Here is a 17,320-nt window from a genome sequence, read left to right on the forward strand (position 1 = left end):
CCAAGGCTGTCTTTGAATATTTATTCAGCAGTGACAATATATTTCTATTTAGACGCCGATCCTCCGGCAGGTCAAGTGAGCGAACCGCCGAAAAATCAAATAAAACTCGGAAACAGCCCTCGGACAAACGGCCAAAATCCCACACCGGCTCATCTAGCCCGTGGCTTTGCGCCGGGCAAAAACACCGGATCAGAGGCATGCAAGAAAAATTAAGCGCTTGACTTTGACACGGTGTCACTGGAATCTGAATTAACAGTCAGGCACGCATAAATATTCACGACGCCTGAAGCACTCCAAAAAAAATAAATCAGGAGAACACTGTGGACGCCAAAGCTATTGTCCAGCACCCGGCCGAACTCAAGCCGCCACCCCGCCCACGTATTGTGAAACTGCTGCCCAGTAACATCGGCGGCCCGTTGATCGGGCTGGTGTTGCTGGTGCTGGTCTTCTCCTTCAGTTCCGAATTCTTCTTTTCGTTGCGCAATGGCCTGAACATCCTCGATCAGGTCACGGTGCTGGGCATCCTGGCGATCGGCATGACGGCGGTGATCGTGATCGGCGGCATCGACCTGTCGGTCGGCTCGGTGCTGGCCTTCTCGATGATGATGCTCGGCTGGCTGTATCAGGATCAGGCGGTGCCGTTGGGCTTTGCGATTCCGATCTCGATTGCCAGCGGCATGCTCGCCGGGCTGGTGTCCGGCGCGTTGATCACCTACGCCAAGCTGCCACCCTTTATTGCCACGCTGACCATGATGTCGGTGGCCCGTGGCCTGGCGAATATCCTCACCGAAGGCCGGCAGATCGTCGGCTACCCGGACTGGTTCACCAGCCTGGCGACGGTGCGCCACTTTGGTTTCCTCTCGGCCACCGTGGGCCTGTTCCTGGTGATGCTGGTGGTGGCCTGGGTGTTCCTGCGTTTTCGTGCCGGCGGCCGCAACCTCTACGCCATGGGCGGCAGCCCGGAAGTGGCGCGCCTGTCGGGCATCAAGGTGCGTGCGATTACCTTATGGGTGTACGCCATCAGCGGTGCGCTGGCCGGCATCGCCGCCGTGACCCTGGCCGCGCGCCTGGACTCCTCGCAACCAAGCGCCGGGCTGAGCCTGGAGCTGGACGCCATCGCCGCCGTGGTGATTGGCGGCGCCAGCCTCAGTGGCGGCGTCGGCAGCATCGGCGGCACCCTGGTGGGCGTACTGATCATTGGCGTATTGCGCAATGGCCTCAACCTGCTGGGGGTTTCGCCCTTTATTCAACAAGTGGTGATCGGCGTGGTCATCGCCCTCGCCGTCACCATCGACACCCTGCGACGCCGCTCCAGCACTGCCCGTTAAACCTGTTCGACAGTTGACACCCTCCAACAATAAAACCAGGAGTCACCGACATGTTCAGCCCCAAGAAATTGCTGTTGGCCACCGCTCTCGCCGCCGCCACCCTCACCGCTGCCGGCACCACCTGGGCCAAGGATTTGACCATCGGCCTGGCCGTGGCCAACCTGCAGGCCGACTTCTTCAACCAGATCAAGCAATCGGTGGAAGCCGAGGGCAAAGCCAAGGGGGTCAAGGTGATCACCGTGGACGCCCAGGGCAACTCCTCCACCCAGGTGAGCCAGATCGAAGACCTGATCACCCGCCAGATCGACGTGCTGATCTACATCCCGGCCGGTGCCACCGCCGCCGGTGTGCCGGTGAAAGCCGCCAAGGCTGCGGGCATCCCGGTGATCGCCGTGGACCGCAACGCCCCCGACGCACCGGGCGACACCTTTATCGCCAGCGACAGCGTGGCCGGCGCCAAGACCCTGGCCGAGTACGTGGGCAAGATCACCGAGGGCAAGGGCCGCATCGCGATCCTGCAAGGCCAGATCGGTACCACCCCGAGAATGATCGCGCCAAGGGTTTTGAGGAGGGCCTGAAAGCCTTCCCGGACCTCAAAGTCGTCGCCCAGCAACCGGCCGAATGGGCCCAGGACAAAGGCTTCGCCGTGGCCCAGGACCTGCTCCAGCGTGACCCGAACATCACCGTGTTCTTCGGCCGTGCCGATGCCATGGCCTTGGGCGCTGCCCAGGCGGTGAAAGTCGGCAACCTCGATCACAAGGTGGTCGTGGTCGGTTTCGACGGCGACGTCGCCGGGCTCAAGGCCGTGCAAAGCGGTGTGCTGAACGCGACCATGACCCAGCAGACGCAGAAAATGGGGCGCCTGGCCGTGGCCTCGGCCATCGACCTCAAAGCCGGCAAGACCTTGCCCAAGGAGCAACTGTTGCCCACCGTGCTGACCACTAAAGAAAACGTCGCGCCGTTCCTGCAACAGCACCCGTAAGCCTTGGAGGTCGTCATGCAAGCAGCAGCCGTTGACACCGCTCGATCCGACGCGGTGCTGTGCCTGCGCAATATCAGCAAGGCCTACGGGCCGGTGCAGGTGTTGTCGCAGGTCAACGTGGACGTTCGCCCCGGCGAGGTATTGGCCCTGCTCGGCGAGAACGGCGCGGGCAAGTCGACCTTGTCGTCGATCATCGCCGGGCTGGTGCAACCGGAGGCCGGGGGCAGCATGACCTGGCTCGGCGCGCCCTACGCACCCGCTTCACCGGGGGCCGCGCTGGGCGCCGGGATCGGCCTGATCCACCAGGAAATCCGCCTGCTGCCGCAACTGTCGATCGCCGAGAACATCTTCGTCGGCCGCCTGCCCATGCGCCGTGGGCGGGTGGACCGCGAGTACATGGAGGCCCAGGCGCAGATCCAACTCGAACGCCTGGGCCTCAAGGTGCCGGCCTCGCGCAAGGTCGAAGGCCTGAGCGTGGCGGCCCAGCAACTGGTGGAAATCGCCAAGGCGCTGACGCTGAAGGCCAGCCTGTTGATCCTCGATGAACCCACCGCTGCATTGGGTGGCGAAGAAACCGAGCTGCTGTTCAAGCAGGTGGAACGGCTGAAGGCCGAGGGTGTGTCGTTTATCTATATCAGCCACCGCCTGGAAGAAATCGCACGCATCGCCGACCGCGTGCTGGTGCTGCGCGACGGTCGCCAGATCGCCCTGCATGCTACGGCCCAGGTGCCGGTGCGGGAGTTGGTGGAGCAGATGGTCGGGCGCAGCCTGGAGCGGATCTTCCCTGCGTTGCAGGCGCCCCAGGAGCAGGTGATGTTGCAGGTCAAGGATTTGACCTGCCGTGAGTTTGCCTTGCACGGCATCGACTTCAGCGTGCGTGCCGGCGAGGTATTCGGCATTGCCGGGGTGGTCGGCGCCGGGCGAACCGAGCTGGTGCGTACCATTGCCGGCGCGGCCCAGGATATCCGGGGCCATATGGTGCTGGATGGCGAGGTCCGCCAGTTACGCTCGCCCTTCGAGGCGATCCAGGCCGGCGTGGTGCTGGTGCCCGAAGACCGCAAGCAGCAAGGCGTGGTGGTGGAGCATCGCATCGAAGACAACCTGATTTATGGCAACACCGACCTGCTGGATAAACGCGGTTGGGTATTCCCTGCCCCACTGCGCGAATTCGCGCGCACGGCGGTGGCGCGACTGGGGGTGAAAGGTGCGCCGCAGTCGCGGATTTCCAGCTTGTCCGGCGGTAACCAGCAGAAGGTGATCATTGCCAAGTGGCTGGCGCGCAACCCCAAGGTGTTCATCCTCGATGAACCCACACGCGGCATCGACGTGGGTGCGCGGGCGGCGATTTATGAAGTGATCGCGGACCTGGCGGCCAAGGGCATGGCGGTGATTGTGGTCAGTTCCGACCTGGATGAAGTGCTGGGTTTGTCCCACCGAGTGATGGTGATGAGCCGGGGACGGCAGATGGGGATTCTGCAGCGCGGTGAGGCCACGCCGGTGGCGGTGATGGAAATGGCCACCGCCTAGGCAACCGGTCCTCACAGACAATGGAGATCAACTGTGGGAGGGGGCTTGCCCCCGATGAGGGAGTGTCAGTAGATGCATCTGTCACTGAACCACTGCTATCGGGAGCAAGCCCCCTCCCACAGGGGTTCACTGTAATTTCAAATAACGGAGTTAGTCATGCAGCTTTTTAGTCTTCAAGGCCAAGTGGCCTTTGTCACCGGTGCAGGCAGCGGCATTGGCCAAGCTATCGCCGTCGGGCTCGCCGAAGCCGGTGCCGATGTAGCCTGCTTTGATCTTCCGGGCAGCCCCGGCATCGCCAGCACCGTAGAACGCATCCAGGCCCTGGGCCGGCGCGCCCTGGCCCTCAGCGGCACGGTCACCGAGCGAGCCGCCCTGGATGCAGCCGTCGCGCAAACCGAACAAGAACTCGGCCCACTCAGCGTCGCCGTCAACTGCGCCGGCATCGCCAATGCCCAGGCCGCCGAAGACCTGGAGCTGCAACGCTGGCAAACCACCCTGGACATCAACCTCACCGGCATCTTCCTCAGTTGCCAGGCCCAGGCCGCGGTGATGTTGCCGCGTGGCAAAGGCGCCATCGTCAATATCGCCTCCATGTCCGGCAGCATCGTCAACCGCGGCCTGTTGCAGGCGCACTACAACACCTCCAAGGCCGGGGTAATCCACCTGAGCAAAAGCCTGGCGATGGAATGGGCCGACAAAGGCCTGCGCGTCAACTGCATCAGCCCCGGCTACACCGCCACGCCGATGAACTCTCGCCCGGAAGTCGCCGACCAGGTGAAGATCTTTGAACAGACCACGCCCATGGGCCGCATGGCCAGCGTGGACGAAATGGTCGGCCCGGCGATTTTCCTGGTCAGCCAGGCCTCGTCTTTCTGCACCGGTGTCGACCTGCTGGTCGATGGTGGTTTTGTCTGCTGGTAAGGAGTTTTGTCATGTCGCAACGTTTCAGCGGTAAAACCATCGTGATCACCGGCGCCTGCCGTGGCATCGGTGCCGGCATTGCCGAGCGCTTCGCCCAGGAAGGTGCCAACCTGGTGCTGGCCTCCAACGACCTGGAGCGCGTGACATTCACCGCCGACCAACTGGCCCGGGAATACAAGGTCGATACCCTGGCCCTGGGCATCGACGTGACCCGCGAAGAAGACATCGAAACCCTCTACCGCGAGGGTCACGCACGCTTCGGCAGCATCGACGTGTCGGTGCAGAACGCCGGCATCATCACCATCGACCACTACGACAAGATGCCCCGCGCCGATTTCGACAAGGTGCTGCAGGTCAACACCACCGGCGTGTGGCTGGGTTGCCGCGAGGCGGCCAAGTACATGGTCAAGCAAGGCAGCGGGCGCTTGATCAACACCTCGTCCGGCCAGGGCCGCCAGGGGTTTATCTACACGCCGCACTATGCTGCGAGCAAAATGGGCGTGATCGGCATTACCCAGAGCCTGGCGCTGGAACTGGCGCGGCATAACATCACCGTGAACGCGTTCTGCCCCGGCATCATCGAAAGCGAGATGTGGGACTACAACGACCGCGTGTGGGGCGAGATCCTCAGCACCGACGAAAAACGCTACGGCAAGGGTGAACTGATGGCCGAATGGGTGAGGAACATCCCCCTGCGCCGGGCCGGCAAGCCCTCGGATGTCGCCGGCCTGGTGGCGTTCCTGGCCTCGGATGACGCGGCCTACCTGACCGGCCAGGCGATCAATATCGACGGCGGCCTGATCATGTCGTAAGGGTTTGGTATCCTCACCCGCATTGATGTCATCACCGAGGCCTTCATGAGCCAGATCGAAGAACAGCGCCTGATCACCAAGATCGCGAGCCTCTATTACGAAGACGGGCTCAAGCAGTCCGAGATTTCCGCACAGCTGGACCTGTCCCAATCCTTTATCAGCCGCGCCCTGCGCCGGGCGCTGCAGGAAGGCGTGGTGAAGATCAGCGTGATGCGCCTGCAAGGCCTGCACCTGGAGCTGGAAAACCAATTGCAACGCCGCTACGACGTGCGCCAGGTGATTGTGGTGGAAGCCACCGAGCCCGGCAACGATGAAAGCATCAAGCAAGCCATCGGCTCGGCGGCTGCCCACTACCTGGAGACCAGCCTGTCGCCCCAGGACCATATCGGCATTTCGTCGTGGAGCAGCACCATTCGCGCCATGGTCGGCCACCTGCATGCCCAGCCGGGCAAACAAGGCGCCCAGGAAGTGGTACAACTGTTGGGCGGCGTCGGCAACAAAGGCGCGTTTGAAGCCACCCTGCTCACCCAACGCCTGGCCACCCTGCTCAACTGCCCGGCGTTCCTGCTGCCGTCGCAAAGCATCGAGCAATCGGTGGAGAGTAAGCAGCGCATCGTGCAGATGGAAGAGGTCAAGGAAGTGCTGCAACGCTTTGACAGCATCACCCTGGCGATCGTCGGCATCGGCGACCTGGAACCCTCGCAGTTGCTGCGCAACAGTGGCAACTACTACACCGAGGACATGCTGCGCCTGCTGGCCGAGCGCGGTGCCGTCGGCGATATCTGCCTGCGTTACTTCGATGCCCAGGGCAAGCCGGTGCTGGAGGAGGATGAAGAATTCGTGGTCTCGGTGGCGCTGCCCAAGCTGCGCAGTATCCACCGCGTGCTCGGCCTGGCCGGCGGGCTGAACAAGGTCCAGGCCATTCGTGGCGCGCTCAAGGGCGGCTACCTGGACATCCTGATCACCGACCTGGACACCGCACAGGCCCTCAACCAATAACCTTTTTTGGAGATTGCCGCTCATGACGTCCAAGCTCGAACAACTCAAGCAATTCACCACCGTGGTCTGCGACACCGGCGACCTGGAAGCCATCAGCCGCCTGCGTCCGGTGGACGCCACCACCAACCCGTCGCTGCTGCTCAAGGCCGCCGCGATCCCGGAATACGCCGAGCTGCTGCGCAATGCCGTCAACCTGGCCAAGGGCGACGTCGGCCTGGCCTGCGACCACTTCGCGGTGTCAGTGGGTGCCGGCATTTTGAAGGTCATTCCCGGGCGTATTTCCACCGAAGTCGACGCGCGCCTGTCCTTCGATGAAGACGCGCTGTGGGCCAAGGCCAACCAGTTGATCGCCCTGTACGACAAGGCCGGTATCAGCCGCGACCGCGTGCTGATCAAGCTCGCCTCCACCTGGGAAGGCATCCGCACGGCCGAACGCCTGGAAAAAGCCGGCATCCAGACCAACCTCACCCTCCTGTTCTCGTTCGCCCAGGCCCAGGCCTGCGCCGATGCCGGGGTGTTCCTGATCTCACCGTTCGTGGGCCGCATCTACGACTGGTACCGCAAGAACACCGGCCTGGACTACACCGGCGCTGATGACCCGGGCGTGCAATCGGTGACGCGCATCTACAACTACTACAAGGCCAACCAGATCAACACCGTGGTGATGGGCGCAAGCTTCCGCACCCTCAGCCAGATCGAACAGCTGGCCGGGTGCGATCGCCTGACCATCAGCCCGGAGCTGCTGCAGAAGCTCGACGAAGACCAGGGCACGCTGGCGCGCAAATTGGTGCCGGTGACCGAAGGTGAAGCACGCCAGCCAATGAACGAAGCACAGTTCCGCTGGGCGTCGAACGAGGATGCGATGGCGACTGAGAAACTCGCGGAAGGGATTCGACAGTTTGCGAGGGACCAGGAAAAACTCGAGGCGGTGTTGTCGGCGCTATGACCCCCGTCCAGCCGCTCGGCCAGTCGCGCACCTTGGTGTTCCTGGCCTACCCGCAAATGGGCCTGCTCGACCTGACCGGTGCCCAGACCGTGTTCTGGGCTGCCACCAAGGCCATGGTCGAGCGTGGCCTGCCGGGCTATGTGGTGCACACCGCCAGCCTGGCGGGCGGCTTGATGCCAACGGCCGAAGGATTGAGCGTCGACACCCTGCCATTGGCGCAATTTGACCCCGCCGCCCTGGACACCTTGATCGTACCCGGCGCCCCCGCCATTCAACAGGCGCTGGCCGCCAACACCGACCTGGTGGACTGGCTGCGTCACGCCTCCACTCGGGCCCGGCGCACGGCCTCGGTGTGCAGCGGCACCTTCCTGCTGGCCCAGGCCGGCTTGCTCCAGGGCCGACGTGCTGCCACGCACTGGGCGATGTGCGACATGCTCAAGCGCGGGTTCCCCAGCATCGATGTGGACATGGACGCGATCTTTGTCCAGCAAGGCAATGTGTGGACGTCGGCAGGCGTGAGTGCCGGCATCGACCTTGCGCTGGCGTTGGTAGAGGCCGATTGCGGGCGTCACGTCGCCCTGCAAGTGGCGCGGGAACTGGTGGTGTTTCTCAAAAGGCCCGGCGGCCAGGCCCAGTTCAGCCAACTGCTGCAAGCCCAGACCGACGACACTGCCGGTTTCGATGCGTTGCACCTGTGGATCGCCGACAACCTCAGTGACCGCGAGCTTACGGTGGAGCGCCTGGCGGAACAAAGCCGCATGAGCCCGCGCAACTTCGCCCGGGTCTACAAGCAAAAAACCGGGCGCACTCCGGCCAAGGCCATCGAGTTGTTTCGCGTGGAGGCGGCGCGGCGCCTGCTGGAAGACTCCCAGCGCAACATCGACCAGGTGGCGCACCTGTGTGGCTTTGGCGATGAAGAACGCATGCGCTACACCTTCCATCGCCACCTTGCGATTTCCCCTCGCGACTACCGCGCGCGCTTTTCCCGCTGACGGCAGGCCGCTTGGCAGTTATTCAGGGTTTTCTGTCCTACCCGCCAAACCGCGGCGCTCTTAGAGTAGGCCGGTAACGCATTGCGCCTTGAGCAATCGTATCGACCTGGTCCCTGGAGCATCCCCATGAAGCAGCACATCCTTATCATCGGCGCCGGGTTCGGCGGTGTCTGGAGCGCCTTGAGCGCCGCGCGCCTGCTGGATAAACATGATCGCCATGACGTGCAGATCAGCGTCCTGGCCCCACAGCCGGCGCTACGTATTCGCCCACGTTTCTACGAGGCCGACGTGCATGCCATGCAGGCACCGCTGGGCCCCTTGTTTGCGGCAGTCGGCGTGGACTTCATCGAGGGCGCCGCCGACCGCATCGATGAACACGGCAAGCAGGTGACCTACCGCAACGCAGCAGGCATCCCCACCACCCTCAAGTACGACCGCCTGGTGCTGGCCGCCGGCAGTCGTCTCAATCGCCCGCAGATGGAAGGCCTCCAGCACGTGTTCGATGTGGACCAGATCGAAGACGCCACGCGCCTCGAAGCCCATATCAAGGGTTTGAAAAACCTGCCCGACAGCCCGGCACGCAACACCGTGGTGGTGGCCGGCGGCGGGTTTACCGGGATCGAGACCGCCACCGAAATGCCGGCACGCCTGCGCGCAGCACTGGGTGACGACGCCACTATCCGTGTGATCGTGGTGGACCGTGGCCCGCAGATCGGGGCATCCATGGGCGATGGCATTCGCCCGTCCATCGTCGAAGCCAGCCAACACCTGGGCCTCGAATGGCGATTGAACACCTCCGTGGCCGCGGTGGATGCCGGCGGCGTGACCCTGGCCGATGGGCAGCGCATCGAGTCCAGCACCGTGATCTGGACCATCGGCTTTCGCGCCAACCCGCTGACCGAACAGTTCAGCGGCAGCCATGACCCCCAGGGCCGCCTGCATGTGGACGGCAACCTCAAGGTGAAGGGCCAGGCCGATGTCTTTGCCGCCGGTGATGTGGCCTACGCCGCCACCGACGACCTCGGTCACTTCGCCGGCATGTCCTGCCAGCACGCCATCGCCCTGGGCCGCTACGCCGGCAACAACGTCGCCGCCGACCTGATCGGCGTGGCCCCGATGACCTACAGCCAGCCCAAATACGTCACCTGCCTCGACCTCGGGGCCTGGGGCGCGGTGTACACCGAGGGCTGGGATCGTCAACTCAAGCTGGTGGGCCGGGAAGCCAAGGAGCTCAAGCAGCAGATCAACACGGTGTGGATCTACCCGCCAGCCGCCGAACGGGCCACCGCCCTGGCGGCGGCTGACCCGCTGATTCCGGTGGCCTGATCCCGACGTCAGCCCTGTGGCGCATTCACCGTCAGGCCACGCGCCACACAGGCCCCCAGCACCCCGCCCACTATCGGCGCCAGCCAGAACAACCACAGCTGCGCAATGTACTCACCGCCGGCAAACAACGCCGGCCCGGTACTGCGCGCAGGGTTGACCGAGGTGTTGGTCACCGGGATCAGGATCAGGTGAATCAGGGTCAGTGCCAGGCCGATGGCAATCGGCGCAAAGCCGGCGGCCGCGCCTGGTGCGGTGACGCGCATGATGATCAGCACAAAGAAGAACGTGGCGATGACTTCGGCCAGCAACGCCGCCTTCATATCGAACAGGCCCGGACTCAGTGCGCCGTAGCCGTTGGCGGCAAAGCCACCCATGTCGAAACCGGGCTGGCCGTTGGCAATCACGTACAGCGCCGCAGCCGCAGCCAGCGCGCCAATGACCTGCGCCGCGATGTAGGGCAGCACATCACCACCGCACAGGCGGCGCCCCACCCACAGGCCGATGGTGACGGCCGGATTGAAATGCCCCCCGGAGATGCCACCCACGGCATAGGCCATGGTCAGCACGGTGAGCCCGAATGCCAGGGAAACCCCTGCGAAACCGATGCCCAACCCAGGAAATGCGGCCGCTAGAATGGCACTGCCACATCCCCGAAGGTCAGCCAGAAGGTACCCAGAAACTCTGCGGTCAAACGTTTTTGCACAGTCGACTCCATTGCTGTTCAAGCGCCGTCACCACAGGCTGTGGGCGGTCCTGGGCGACGGTAGCAATGGGCATTGAGGGGCCCTGTAAGACTTGTCTGGTTCTATTTAATCTGCGGCGCTTCGCACGTCAGTCCTGCACAACTCCGGTCCCAAACTTGCGAATCGCCAGGCAATACCCGATCAACGCCAGCGCCGCCAGCAACCCGCCCGCCACGCCGACCCAGGCGAAGCCGAAGTGGCTGCCGACCCAGCTGCCCATCAGGGCGCCGCCGCCAATGCCGATGTTGTAGATACCGGAGAACATCGCCATGGCCACGTCGGTGGCGTCCGGGGCCAGCACCAGCACCTTGGATTGCATGGCGAGGCCGAAGCCCATGATCGCCATGCCCCAGAACACGCTGAGGATCACCAGGTACGACTCGGCACCGCTCAAGGGCAGCATCAGCGCCAGGCACGCGGCCAGGATAAACACCGCGCCTACCACGAACAGGTGGGGGTTGAAGCGGTGCACCAGGCTGAACAGCAGCGAGCCGATGATGCCCGCGCCGCCGAACACCAGCAGGATCAGGGTCACCGCGCTGCCGCTCATGCCGGCCACGCCTTCGACGAAAGGTTCGATGTAGCTGTAGGCGGTGAATTGCGCGGTCACGGTCATGGCGGTGAGCACATACAACGCCACCAGCGCCGGACGCTTGAACAGCAGTGGCAGGCTGCGCAGGGAGCCGGAGTTCTGGCTCGGCAGCAACGGCAAGGTGCGCGCCAGCCAGAACACCAGGGCGGCGGCGAACGCGCCGATCACCAGGAACGTGGTGCGCCAACCCATGGCTTCGCCGAGCAGACGCCCCAGGGGAATACCCAGCACCATCGCCAGGGACGTACCGGTGGCGAGCAGGCCGAGGGCTTGCACCTGCTTGCCTTCCGGCGCCAGGCGTACCGCCAGGGACGCGGTGATCGACCAGAACAGCGCATGGGACAAGGCAATGCCGACGCGACTGACCATCAACAGGCCGAAACTGGTGGCCACGCTGGAAAGGATATGGCTGGCGATAAACAGGCAGAACAGCACGATCAGCAGCTTGCGTCGCTCGACGTTGCGGGTCAGCAGCATCACCGGCAGCGAGGTCAGGGACACGATCCAGGCATAGATGGTGAGCATCAGGCCGACGCTGGACACGGGCATGTCGAAGCTGGCGCCAATGGCGCTGAGCAGCCCGACTGGGACGAATTCAGTGGTATTGAACACAAACGCGGCCAGCGCCAGGGCGATGACCGGTTGCCAGTTGGCTTGGGGGGTTGCGGCTGAAATGCTCATTGAAGGGCGAGGTACTCTGGCGATGATCAAGCGGCCACCCAGGACAAGCGCCGCCGCCTGGCATTCTATAGGTTTATCGGCCGTCTGTTGACGCTCATCCCCCTCAAAATACCCTCAGTTTTGTCACGGTGCCGTCATGGTGACCACGTAGTTCCCTGATTGGATCGGCTGTCCGAGGCTGTCCACCAACAGGTACGTCTGGTCGTAATAACGCCCGCTGCCGCTGTCCGCCACCAGCCGCAGACTGGCCCCGTTGACGCTGGCGACCGGCGCCATACTGCGGACATCAAACCGATTGCCACGGCTGGCGCTCGGGCAACCTGTCACGTCCATCCGGGCACCGCTGTGCGCATTTGTCGCACACAAGGGTTCGACAATGCTGCCCGTGAACCTGATGGTGCCTTGACCCGCCGGCTGCGCCGCGCCGCAGGTGCTTGCCCAAAGGCAAAGGAGACAGGTAGCTGCCGAAAAACCGTTGATACGCATGCTGATACTCCTTCCTGGGCTATTAGGAAGTAAGTCGTCAGCAAAGGCACTAACTTGAGGTTATTCGTCCTAGCGCAACAAACGGTTAAGGATCCACCTGCGCCATCAACTCCGGAATGCTCTCCGGCCGCTTGGCATAACGCTGCGCCAACGCCGCACAGACCATCAACTGGATCTGGTGAAACAGCATCAACGGCAAAATCAGCACGCCCATGCTCGCCCCGGCGAACAGCACCTGGGCCATCGGCACGCCTGTGGCCAGGCTTTTCTTCGAGCCGCAGAACAGGATGGTGATGCGATCTTCCTGATTAAAGCCAAAGGCCTTGCCCAACAGGGTGGACGCCACCAGCACCAAGGCCAGCAACACGCAGCAGGCCACCACCAGGCCGCCCAGTTCCCACAGCGGGATCTGGTGCCAGATGCCTTCGTTGACCGCTTCGCTGAACGCGCCGTACACCACCAGCAGGATCGAACCCTGGTCGACGAACTTCAGCCAGGCTTTATTGCGCCCCACCCATGCGCCGATCCAGCGGCGGGCGATCTGCCCGGCGATAAACGGCAGCAGCAGTTGCACGCTGATTTTCAGGATCGCATCGACGGTGGAGCTGCCTTCGCCATGCACATTGAGCAACAACGTCACCAGCAATGGCGTGAGGAAGATGCCGAACAGGCTGGAGGCCGCCGCGCTGCAGATCGCCGCCGGGATATTGCCCCGCGCCAGCGAAGTAAAGGCAATCGCCGACTGCACCGTGGCCGGCAAGGCGCAGAGGTAGAGCATGCCCATGTACAGGTCCTTGCCGATCAGCGGCGACAACACCGGCTTGAGCGCAAGGCCCAGCAGCGGGAACAGTACAAAAGTCAGGCTGAACACCAGCAGGTGCAGACGCCAGTGGCCCGCACCGGCGACGATGGCCTGGCGCGACAGCTTGGCGCCGTGCAGGAAAAACAGCAGCGCGATGGCCAGGTTGGTGACCCAGCCGAAGGCCACGGCGGTCTGGCCGCTCGCGGGCAGCAGGGAGGCGAGGATCACCGTAGCGATCAAGGTCAGGGTGAAGTTGTCGGGCAGAAAACGGGGGCGAGTCATAAGCGAATCTTCCGGGGGTTGCCAAGAGCGTCATGGCAACTCTAACGTAACGCTTTGTTACCGACTAACGCCAATGAGCCAGTAAATGCCGCCTAAAGGACATGCCAATACCGTACGCCGCAGTGTGCCTGGGCTTTCCAGCCTGCCACGGCCGGTGTATGGGCGCACCGAATCGCTGCCCAACCGCGCCCTGACCCGCCGGCACAGCCACCCGTGGGTGCAATTGTCCTACGCCATTTCCGGGGTGCTGGAGATCCAGACCAGCGCCGGCCGCTTCGTCGCACCGCCCCAGCGGGCGGTGTGGATCCCGGCGGGCATGCCGCATCGGGTGTACAGCTCGCCCCACACCGAGATGCGCAGCCTGTACCTCGATTGCAGCGTCACCAGTTGGGCCGCCGAACGCTGCCAGGTGCTGGAGGTGAGCAGCCTGCTGCGCGAGTTGATCCGCAGCTTCAGCGAGTTGCCGGTGGAATATGCCGAGGACGGGCCGGATGGGCGCCTGGTCCAGGTAGTGCTCGACCAACTCGCCGCAGCGCCCAAGGTCGACTTGATGCTGCCATTGCCCCATGACCCAAGGTTGCGACAGATCTACCGCAGCTTGAGCCTGCGCCCGGAACAGCAAACTACCCTGGGACACTGGAGCGAGAAACTGGGGGTCAGCGAAAAGACGCTGAGCCGCCTGTTTTTGAAGGACACCGGCCTGACATTTCGAGCCTGGCGCCAGCGTTTAAGGTTATTGAGCGCCCTGCCCGCCCTGGAGCAAGGCGAGCGGGTCACCGATGTGGCGTTGAACTGTGGCTATGAGTCCACGTCTGCGTTCATCAACGCGTTTCGACAGCAGTTCGATGCCACGCCCGGTGAGTTCTTCCGCTGACCTCACCGACGATGAAGAATCACTGTGGGGAGGCCCCCTACCTCTTCGACGTAGCGCGTCTAGAGGGAGTTTGCTCCCCCCACATTAGACTTGTATGTACCTTCAGATCCCAGCCTTGGCCAGGATGGCCTGGAGCAACACATCCGCCCCTGCCGTCGACCACTCGGGGGAGATCTCCTCCGCTTCGTTATGGCTCAGCCCGTCCACGCACGGTACGAAGATCATCGCGGTCGGCGCCACCTGGTTCAGGTAGCAGGCGTCGTGCCCGGCGCCGGAGATCATCGGCCGATGGCTGTAGCCCAACGCCTCGGCGGACGCGCGTACCACCTCTACACAATCGCTGTCGAAGGCAATCGGTGCGTACTGGAAGATCTGCTTAACGCTGTGCTGCAAGCCGATGCCTTCGGCGATGTGCGCCACGGCGTCGCGCAATTGCTGGTCCTGGCGTGCCAGCACGGCCTCGTCCGGGTGCCGGAATTCCACGCTGAAAAACACCCGTCCCGGCACCACGTTGCGCGAGTTGGGAAAGATATTCGCCATGCCCACCGTGGCCCGTCCTTCCGCGCCCTGCTCCAGGCCCAGCCCATTCACGGCCTCGACCACACGGGCAAAACCGAGCAGCGCATCCAGGCGATGGTCCATCGGGGTGGTGCCGGCATGGGCGCTGCGCCCGCTCAATTCGACTTCGTACCAACGCTGGCCCTGGGCACCGGTGACCACGCCAATGGTGATGCCCTGGGCTTCGAGGATCGGGCCTTGTTCGATATGCAGTTCAAAGGCGGCATGCACCGCCTGGCCACCCACCGGGTGGGGGCCGGCATAGCCGATCTGCTGCAAGGCCTGGCCGATGGTCACGCCGGCCTTGTCCACACGGGACAACCCGTATTCCAGGTCAAACACGCCAGCGTAGACGCCGGAGGAAATCATCGCCGGGGCAAAGCGCGAGCCCTCTTCGTTGGTCCAGTTGACCACTTCGATGGGCCGGTCGGTTTCAATCCCCAGATCGTTCAGGGTGCGCAGCACTTCCACTCCGGCGAGTACGCCATAGATGCCGTCGTACTTGCCGCCGAAGGGTTGGGAATCGCCGTGGGAGCCGGTCATCACCGGCGCCAGGTGGTCATGGCGCCCGGCGCGACGCGCAAAGATATTGCCCATGGCGTCCACCCGTACCGTGCAACCGGCCGCAGTGCACCAGTGCACGAACAGGTCGCGGCCACGCCGGTCCTCGTCGGTCAATGCCAGGCGCGACACGCCGCCCTTTTCGGTGGCACCGATCTGCGCCATCTCCATCAACGAAGCCCACAGGCGTTCGCCGTTGACCCGCGCCAGGTTACTCATGGGGTTTGGCCCGATAACGGAAGTCGCAGTGGTGCGCGCCGCCCATGATGGTCTGGGTGCGGGTCAGTTCGATGTTCGGGTTGTAGCCGACGATAAACAGCTCGTCGCGGTTGCACGACAGCAAGTGGCCGATCTCGCCCAGGCCCATCTCGTGGTACATCTCGGCGTAGCGGCAGCGCTTGACGTCGTAGTCATAGTGCTCGGCATCGCTGGCGATGATCTCGACCTTGAGCGCGTCATCCTTCTCCCACAGCACTTGCAACTCCACAAAGCTCTTGAGGTCGGCGCCCTGCTCTTCCAGTGCGGCAAAATGCTTGCCGGCCTGGATCGCCGCATTGCCCACGGCTTCGCCGATCACGGCGGCGGCAAAGTCTTTGCCCTGCTCGCGCTTGAGGATCTCGTAGATGGGCTTGATGATTTCCGCCTCGATCCGGCGCCGGGCAAGGATGCCCAGTTCACCTTCCAGTTTGCTCATTGCATCTCTCCATTGACCCTTGCAGGAGCGAGCCAGCTCGCACCTGCAGAGGGGGTGGGTTTATTGGCCGCCCGCCACACTCACCGGCAGCCATTGATTGGCCTTGACCTGGTAAACGGTGAACGACGGTTGCTTCAAGTTGCCCTCGGCATCGAACGCAATCGTGCCAGTCACGCCCGGATAGCTGATGGCGCGCAGCACCGGCAGGTACTTCTGTGGGTCGGTGGATCCGGCCTTCTCGATGGCCGCCACCAACACACCAACGCCGTCATAGGCAAACGGTGCATGCAGTTCGATCGCGGTTTTGTAGCGTTCTTTATAGGCCTGTTCGAACGCCTTGCCACCCGGCATCTGCGCAATCGCCAGGCCCGGCTCCAAGGCAATCACGCCCTCGCCTTCGTTCTGCGCCAGCTGCAGGAAAGTCTGGCTGACAAACCCACCGGCGCCCATCAGCGGTGCCTTGATCCCCAACTGCTTGATACGCCGGGCCAGCGGTGCAGCCTGGGCGTCGACGCCGCCGAAGAAGATCAGGTCAGGGTTCTGGCTACGGATATTGGTCAGCACGGCACTGAAGTCGATGGTCTTGTCGTCCACGTATTCGCGGGCAACCACCTTGGCACCACCGGCCTCGATGGATTTGACGAACTGGTCCGCCAGCCCCTGGCCGAATGCGGTGCGGTCGTCGATCACGGCAATACGCTGGGCTTTCAAGGTGTTCAACGCATAGCGGCCGGCCACCTGGCCGCCATCGTCGTCGTGGCCCATGATGCGAAAGCTGGTGTCGAAGCCCTGCTGGGTGTAGGCATGCCCGGTAGCGACCGGCGCAACCTGGGCGATGCCGGCATCGTGGTAGACCCGCGCCGCCGGGATGCTGGTGCCGGTGTTCCAGTGGCCGACCACGCCGACCACGCCCTCATCCACCAGGCGTTGGGCAACGGTCACGGCGGTGCGAGGGTCGGACTGGTCGTCTTCGGACACCAGCTTGAAGGTCACCGCCTCACCATTGATTGTCGGGTGCTTGGCGTTAGCCTGGTCGATGGCCAGTTGCGCGCCATTTTCCAGGTCTTTACCAATCCGGGCCGAGGGCCCGGTCAAGGGACCGGCCAGGCCGATCAGCACGGTCTGGTCGGCCTGGGCCATGGCGCTCGCCAGGCTGCTCAGGGCCAGGCCAATCAGTGCGGTTTTGTTGAAAGTCTTCATCAGTCGTTCCTGTT

15 protein-coding genes and 2 pseudogenes are annotated in these 17,320 nt (G+C 63.5%); 10 read left to right on the plus strand and 7 right to left on the minus strand.

Annotated elements, in window-relative coordinates; genetic code table 11:
• The first annotated feature begins 320 nt into the window (after positions 1 to 320).
• From NIBR502773_RS02995 to NIBR502773_RS03035, 9 genes and pseudogenes are all read left to right on the plus strand, one after another.
• Complete coding sequence (locus tag NIBR502773_RS02995) at positions 321 to 1,328, plus strand: ABC transporter permease (RefSeq protein WP_027607262.1); 1,008 nt, start codon at positions 321 to 323, stop codon at positions 1,326 to 1,328.
• Between the two features lie 50 nt (positions 1,329 to 1,378).
• Positions 1,379 to 2,310, plus strand: a pseudogene (locus NIBR502773_RS03000) (sugar ABC transporter substrate-binding protein).
• A gap of 15 nt (positions 2,311 to 2,325) precedes the next feature.
• A complete protein-coding gene (locus NIBR502773_RS03005) occupies positions 2,326 to 3,837 on the plus strand; it encodes a sugar ABC transporter ATP-binding protein (RefSeq protein WP_141155341.1) in 1,512 nt (503 codons plus the stop codon).
• Between the two features lie 156 nt (positions 3,838 to 3,993).
• Positions 3,994 to 4,758 (plus strand): SDR family oxidoreductase, encoded by a 765-nt coding sequence (locus NIBR502773_RS03010; RefSeq protein WP_141155342.1) that lies wholly within the window; start codon positions 3,994 to 3,996, stop codon positions 4,756 to 4,758.
• Between the two features lie 11 nt (positions 4,759 to 4,769).
• Positions 4,770 to 5,570: an SDR family oxidoreductase gene (locus NIBR502773_RS03015; RefSeq protein ID WP_027607266.1), complete on the plus strand. Its 801-nt coding sequence runs from the start codon at positions 4,770 to 4,772 to the stop codon at positions 5,568 to 5,570.
• Positions 5,571 to 5,615: 45 nt separating this feature from the next.
• Complete coding sequence (locus NIBR502773_RS03020; protein WP_027607267.1) at positions 5,616 to 6,569, plus strand: sugar-binding transcriptional regulator; 954 nt, start codon at positions 5,616 to 5,618, stop codon at positions 6,567 to 6,569.
• Positions 6,570 to 6,591: 22 nt separating this feature from the next.
• Positions 6,592 to 7,515, plus strand: a complete 924-nt coding sequence (gene tal, locus NIBR502773_RS03025; protein WP_065941825.1) for a transaldolase — start codon at positions 6,592 to 6,594, stop codon at positions 7,513 to 7,515.
• Positions 7,512 to 8,507 carry a GlxA family transcriptional regulator gene (locus tag NIBR502773_RS03030; protein ID WP_074847094.1) on the plus strand — a complete coding sequence of 332 codons (996 nt, stop codon included), beginning with the start codon at positions 7,512 to 7,514 and terminating at the stop codon, positions 8,505 to 8,507. Before tal ends, NIBR502773_RS03030 begins: the two co-directional genes overlap by 4 nt.
• A 126-nt stretch (positions 8,508 to 8,633) precedes the next feature.
• Positions 8,634 to 9,833 (plus strand): NAD(P)/FAD-dependent oxidoreductase, encoded by a 1,200-nt coding sequence (locus NIBR502773_RS03035; RefSeq protein WP_141155343.1) that lies wholly within the window; start codon positions 8,634 to 8,636, stop codon positions 9,831 to 9,833.
• Between the two features lie 8 nt (positions 9,834 to 9,841).
• On the opposite strand, the pseudogene aqpZ reads toward NIBR502773_RS03035, so the two are convergent.
• The 4 genes and pseudogenes from aqpZ to NIBR502773_RS03055 form a co-directional block, all read right to left on the minus strand.
• Positions 9,842 to 10,548, minus strand: a pseudogene (aqpZ, locus tag NIBR502773_RS03040) (aquaporin Z).
• Positions 10,549 to 10,664: 116 nt separating this feature from the next.
• A complete protein-coding gene (locus NIBR502773_RS03045; RefSeq protein ID WP_092488744.1) occupies positions 10,665 to 11,849 on the minus strand; it encodes a sugar transporter in 1,185 nt (394 codons plus the stop codon).
• Positions 11,850 to 11,972: 123 nt separating this feature from the next.
• Positions 11,973 to 12,335 (minus strand): hypothetical protein, encoded by a 363-nt coding sequence (locus NIBR502773_RS03050; RefSeq protein ID WP_065948084.1) that lies wholly within the window; start codon positions 12,333 to 12,335, stop codon positions 11,973 to 11,975.
• An 85-nt stretch (positions 12,336 to 12,420) separates the two neighbouring features.
• Positions 12,421 to 13,419: a bile acid:sodium symporter family protein gene (locus NIBR502773_RS03055; protein ID WP_027607273.1), complete on the minus strand. Its 999-nt coding sequence runs from the start codon at positions 13,417 to 13,419 to the stop codon at positions 12,421 to 12,423.
• An 85-nt stretch (positions 13,420 to 13,504) separates the two neighbouring features.
• On the opposite strand from NIBR502773_RS03055, the gene NIBR502773_RS03060 reads away from it, so the two are divergent.
• Positions 13,505 to 14,293 (plus strand): helix-turn-helix domain-containing protein, encoded by a 789-nt coding sequence (locus tag NIBR502773_RS03060; RefSeq protein WP_065948083.1) that lies wholly within the window; start codon positions 13,505 to 13,507, stop codon positions 14,291 to 14,293.
• Positions 14,294 to 14,395: 102 nt separating this feature from the next.
• Here NIBR502773_RS03060 and NIBR502773_RS03065 read toward each other — a convergent pair whose 3' ends face one another.
• Genes NIBR502773_RS03065 through NIBR502773_RS03075 form a run of 3 tightly spaced genes read right to left on the minus strand, consistent with a single transcriptional unit; the run spans position 14,396 to position 17,306 of the window.
• Positions 14,396 to 15,631 (minus strand): Zn-dependent hydrolase, encoded by a 1,236-nt coding sequence (locus tag NIBR502773_RS03065; RefSeq protein WP_027607275.1) that lies wholly within the window; start codon positions 15,629 to 15,631, stop codon positions 14,396 to 14,398.
• Positions 15,624 to 16,106 (minus strand): L-2-amino-thiazoline-4-carboxylic acid hydrolase, encoded by a 483-nt coding sequence (locus tag NIBR502773_RS03070; protein WP_027607276.1) that lies wholly within the window; start codon positions 16,104 to 16,106, stop codon positions 15,624 to 15,626. The genes NIBR502773_RS03065 and NIBR502773_RS03070 overlap by 8 nt, the downstream gene beginning before the upstream one ends.
• 60 nt (positions 16,107 to 16,166) lie before the next feature.
• On the minus strand, positions 16,167 to 17,306 hold the full coding sequence (locus NIBR502773_RS03075) for a branched-chain amino acid ABC transporter substrate-binding protein (RefSeq protein WP_115488599.1): 1,140 nt from the start codon (positions 17,304 to 17,306) through the stop codon (positions 16,167 to 16,169).
• Between the last annotated feature and the right edge of the window lie 14 nt (positions 17,307 to 17,320).

Source organism: Pseudomonas sp. NIBRBAC000502773 (assembly GCF_006517195.1).
GTDB lineage: Bacteria > Pseudomonadota > Gammaproteobacteria > Pseudomonadales > Pseudomonadaceae > Aquipseudomonas > Aquipseudomonas marginalis.

What these genes read in the sequence shown, in the direction of transcription:
- NIBR502773_RS03015 (WP_027607266.1), top strand. Translation starts at nt 4,770, where the DNA reads ATGTCGCAACGTTTCAGCGGTAAAACCATCGTGATCACCGGCGCCTGC.
- NIBR502773_RS03010 (WP_141155342.1), top strand. Translation starts at nt 3,994, where the DNA reads ATGCAGCTTTTTAGTCTTCAAGGCCAAGTGGCCTTTGTCACCGGTGCA.
- NIBR502773_RS03055 (WP_027607273.1), bottom strand. Translation starts at nt 13,419, where the DNA reads ATGACTCGCCCCCGTTTTCTGCCCGACAACTTCACCCTGACCTTGATC.
- tal (WP_065941825.1), top strand. Translation starts at nt 6,592, where the DNA reads ATGACGTCCAAGCTCGAACAACTCAAGCAATTCACCACCGTGGTCTGC.
- NIBR502773_RS03045 (WP_092488744.1), bottom strand. Translation starts at nt 11,849, where the DNA reads ATGAGCATTTCAGCCGCAACCCCCCAAGCCAACTGGCAACCGGTCATC.
- NIBR502773_RS03070 (WP_027607276.1), bottom strand. Translation starts at nt 16,106, where the DNA reads ATGAGCAAACTGGAAGGTGAACTGGGCATCCTTGCCCGGCGCCGGATC.
- NIBR502773_RS03050 (WP_065948084.1), bottom strand. Translation starts at nt 12,335, where the DNA reads ATGCGTATCAACGGTTTTTCGGCAGCTACCTGTCTCCTTTGCCTTTGG.
- NIBR502773_RS03020 (WP_027607267.1), top strand. Translation starts at nt 5,616, where the DNA reads ATGAGCCAGATCGAAGAACAGCGCCTGATCACCAAGATCGCGAGCCTC.
- NIBR502773_RS03035 (WP_141155343.1), top strand. Translation starts at nt 8,634, where the DNA reads ATGAAGCAGCACATCCTTATCATCGGCGCCGGGTTCGGCGGTGTCTGG.
- NIBR502773_RS03075 (WP_115488599.1), bottom strand. Translation starts at nt 17,306, where the DNA reads ATGAAGACTTTCAACAAAACCGCACTGATTGGCCTGGCCCTGAGCAGC.
- NIBR502773_RS03030 (WP_074847094.1), top strand. Translation starts at nt 7,512, where the DNA reads ATGACCCCCGTCCAGCCGCTCGGCCAGTCGCGCACCTTGGTGTTCCTG.
- NIBR502773_RS03065 (WP_027607275.1), bottom strand. Translation starts at nt 15,631, where the DNA reads ATGAGTAACCTGGCGCGGGTCAACGGCGAACGCCTGTGGGCTTCGTTG.
- NIBR502773_RS03060 (WP_065948083.1), top strand. Translation starts at nt 13,505, where the DNA reads ATGCCGCCTAAAGGACATGCCAATACCGTACGCCGCAGTGTGCCTGGG.
- NIBR502773_RS03005 (WP_141155341.1), top strand. Translation starts at nt 2,326, where the DNA reads ATGCAAGCAGCAGCCGTTGACACCGCTCGATCCGACGCGGTGCTGTGC.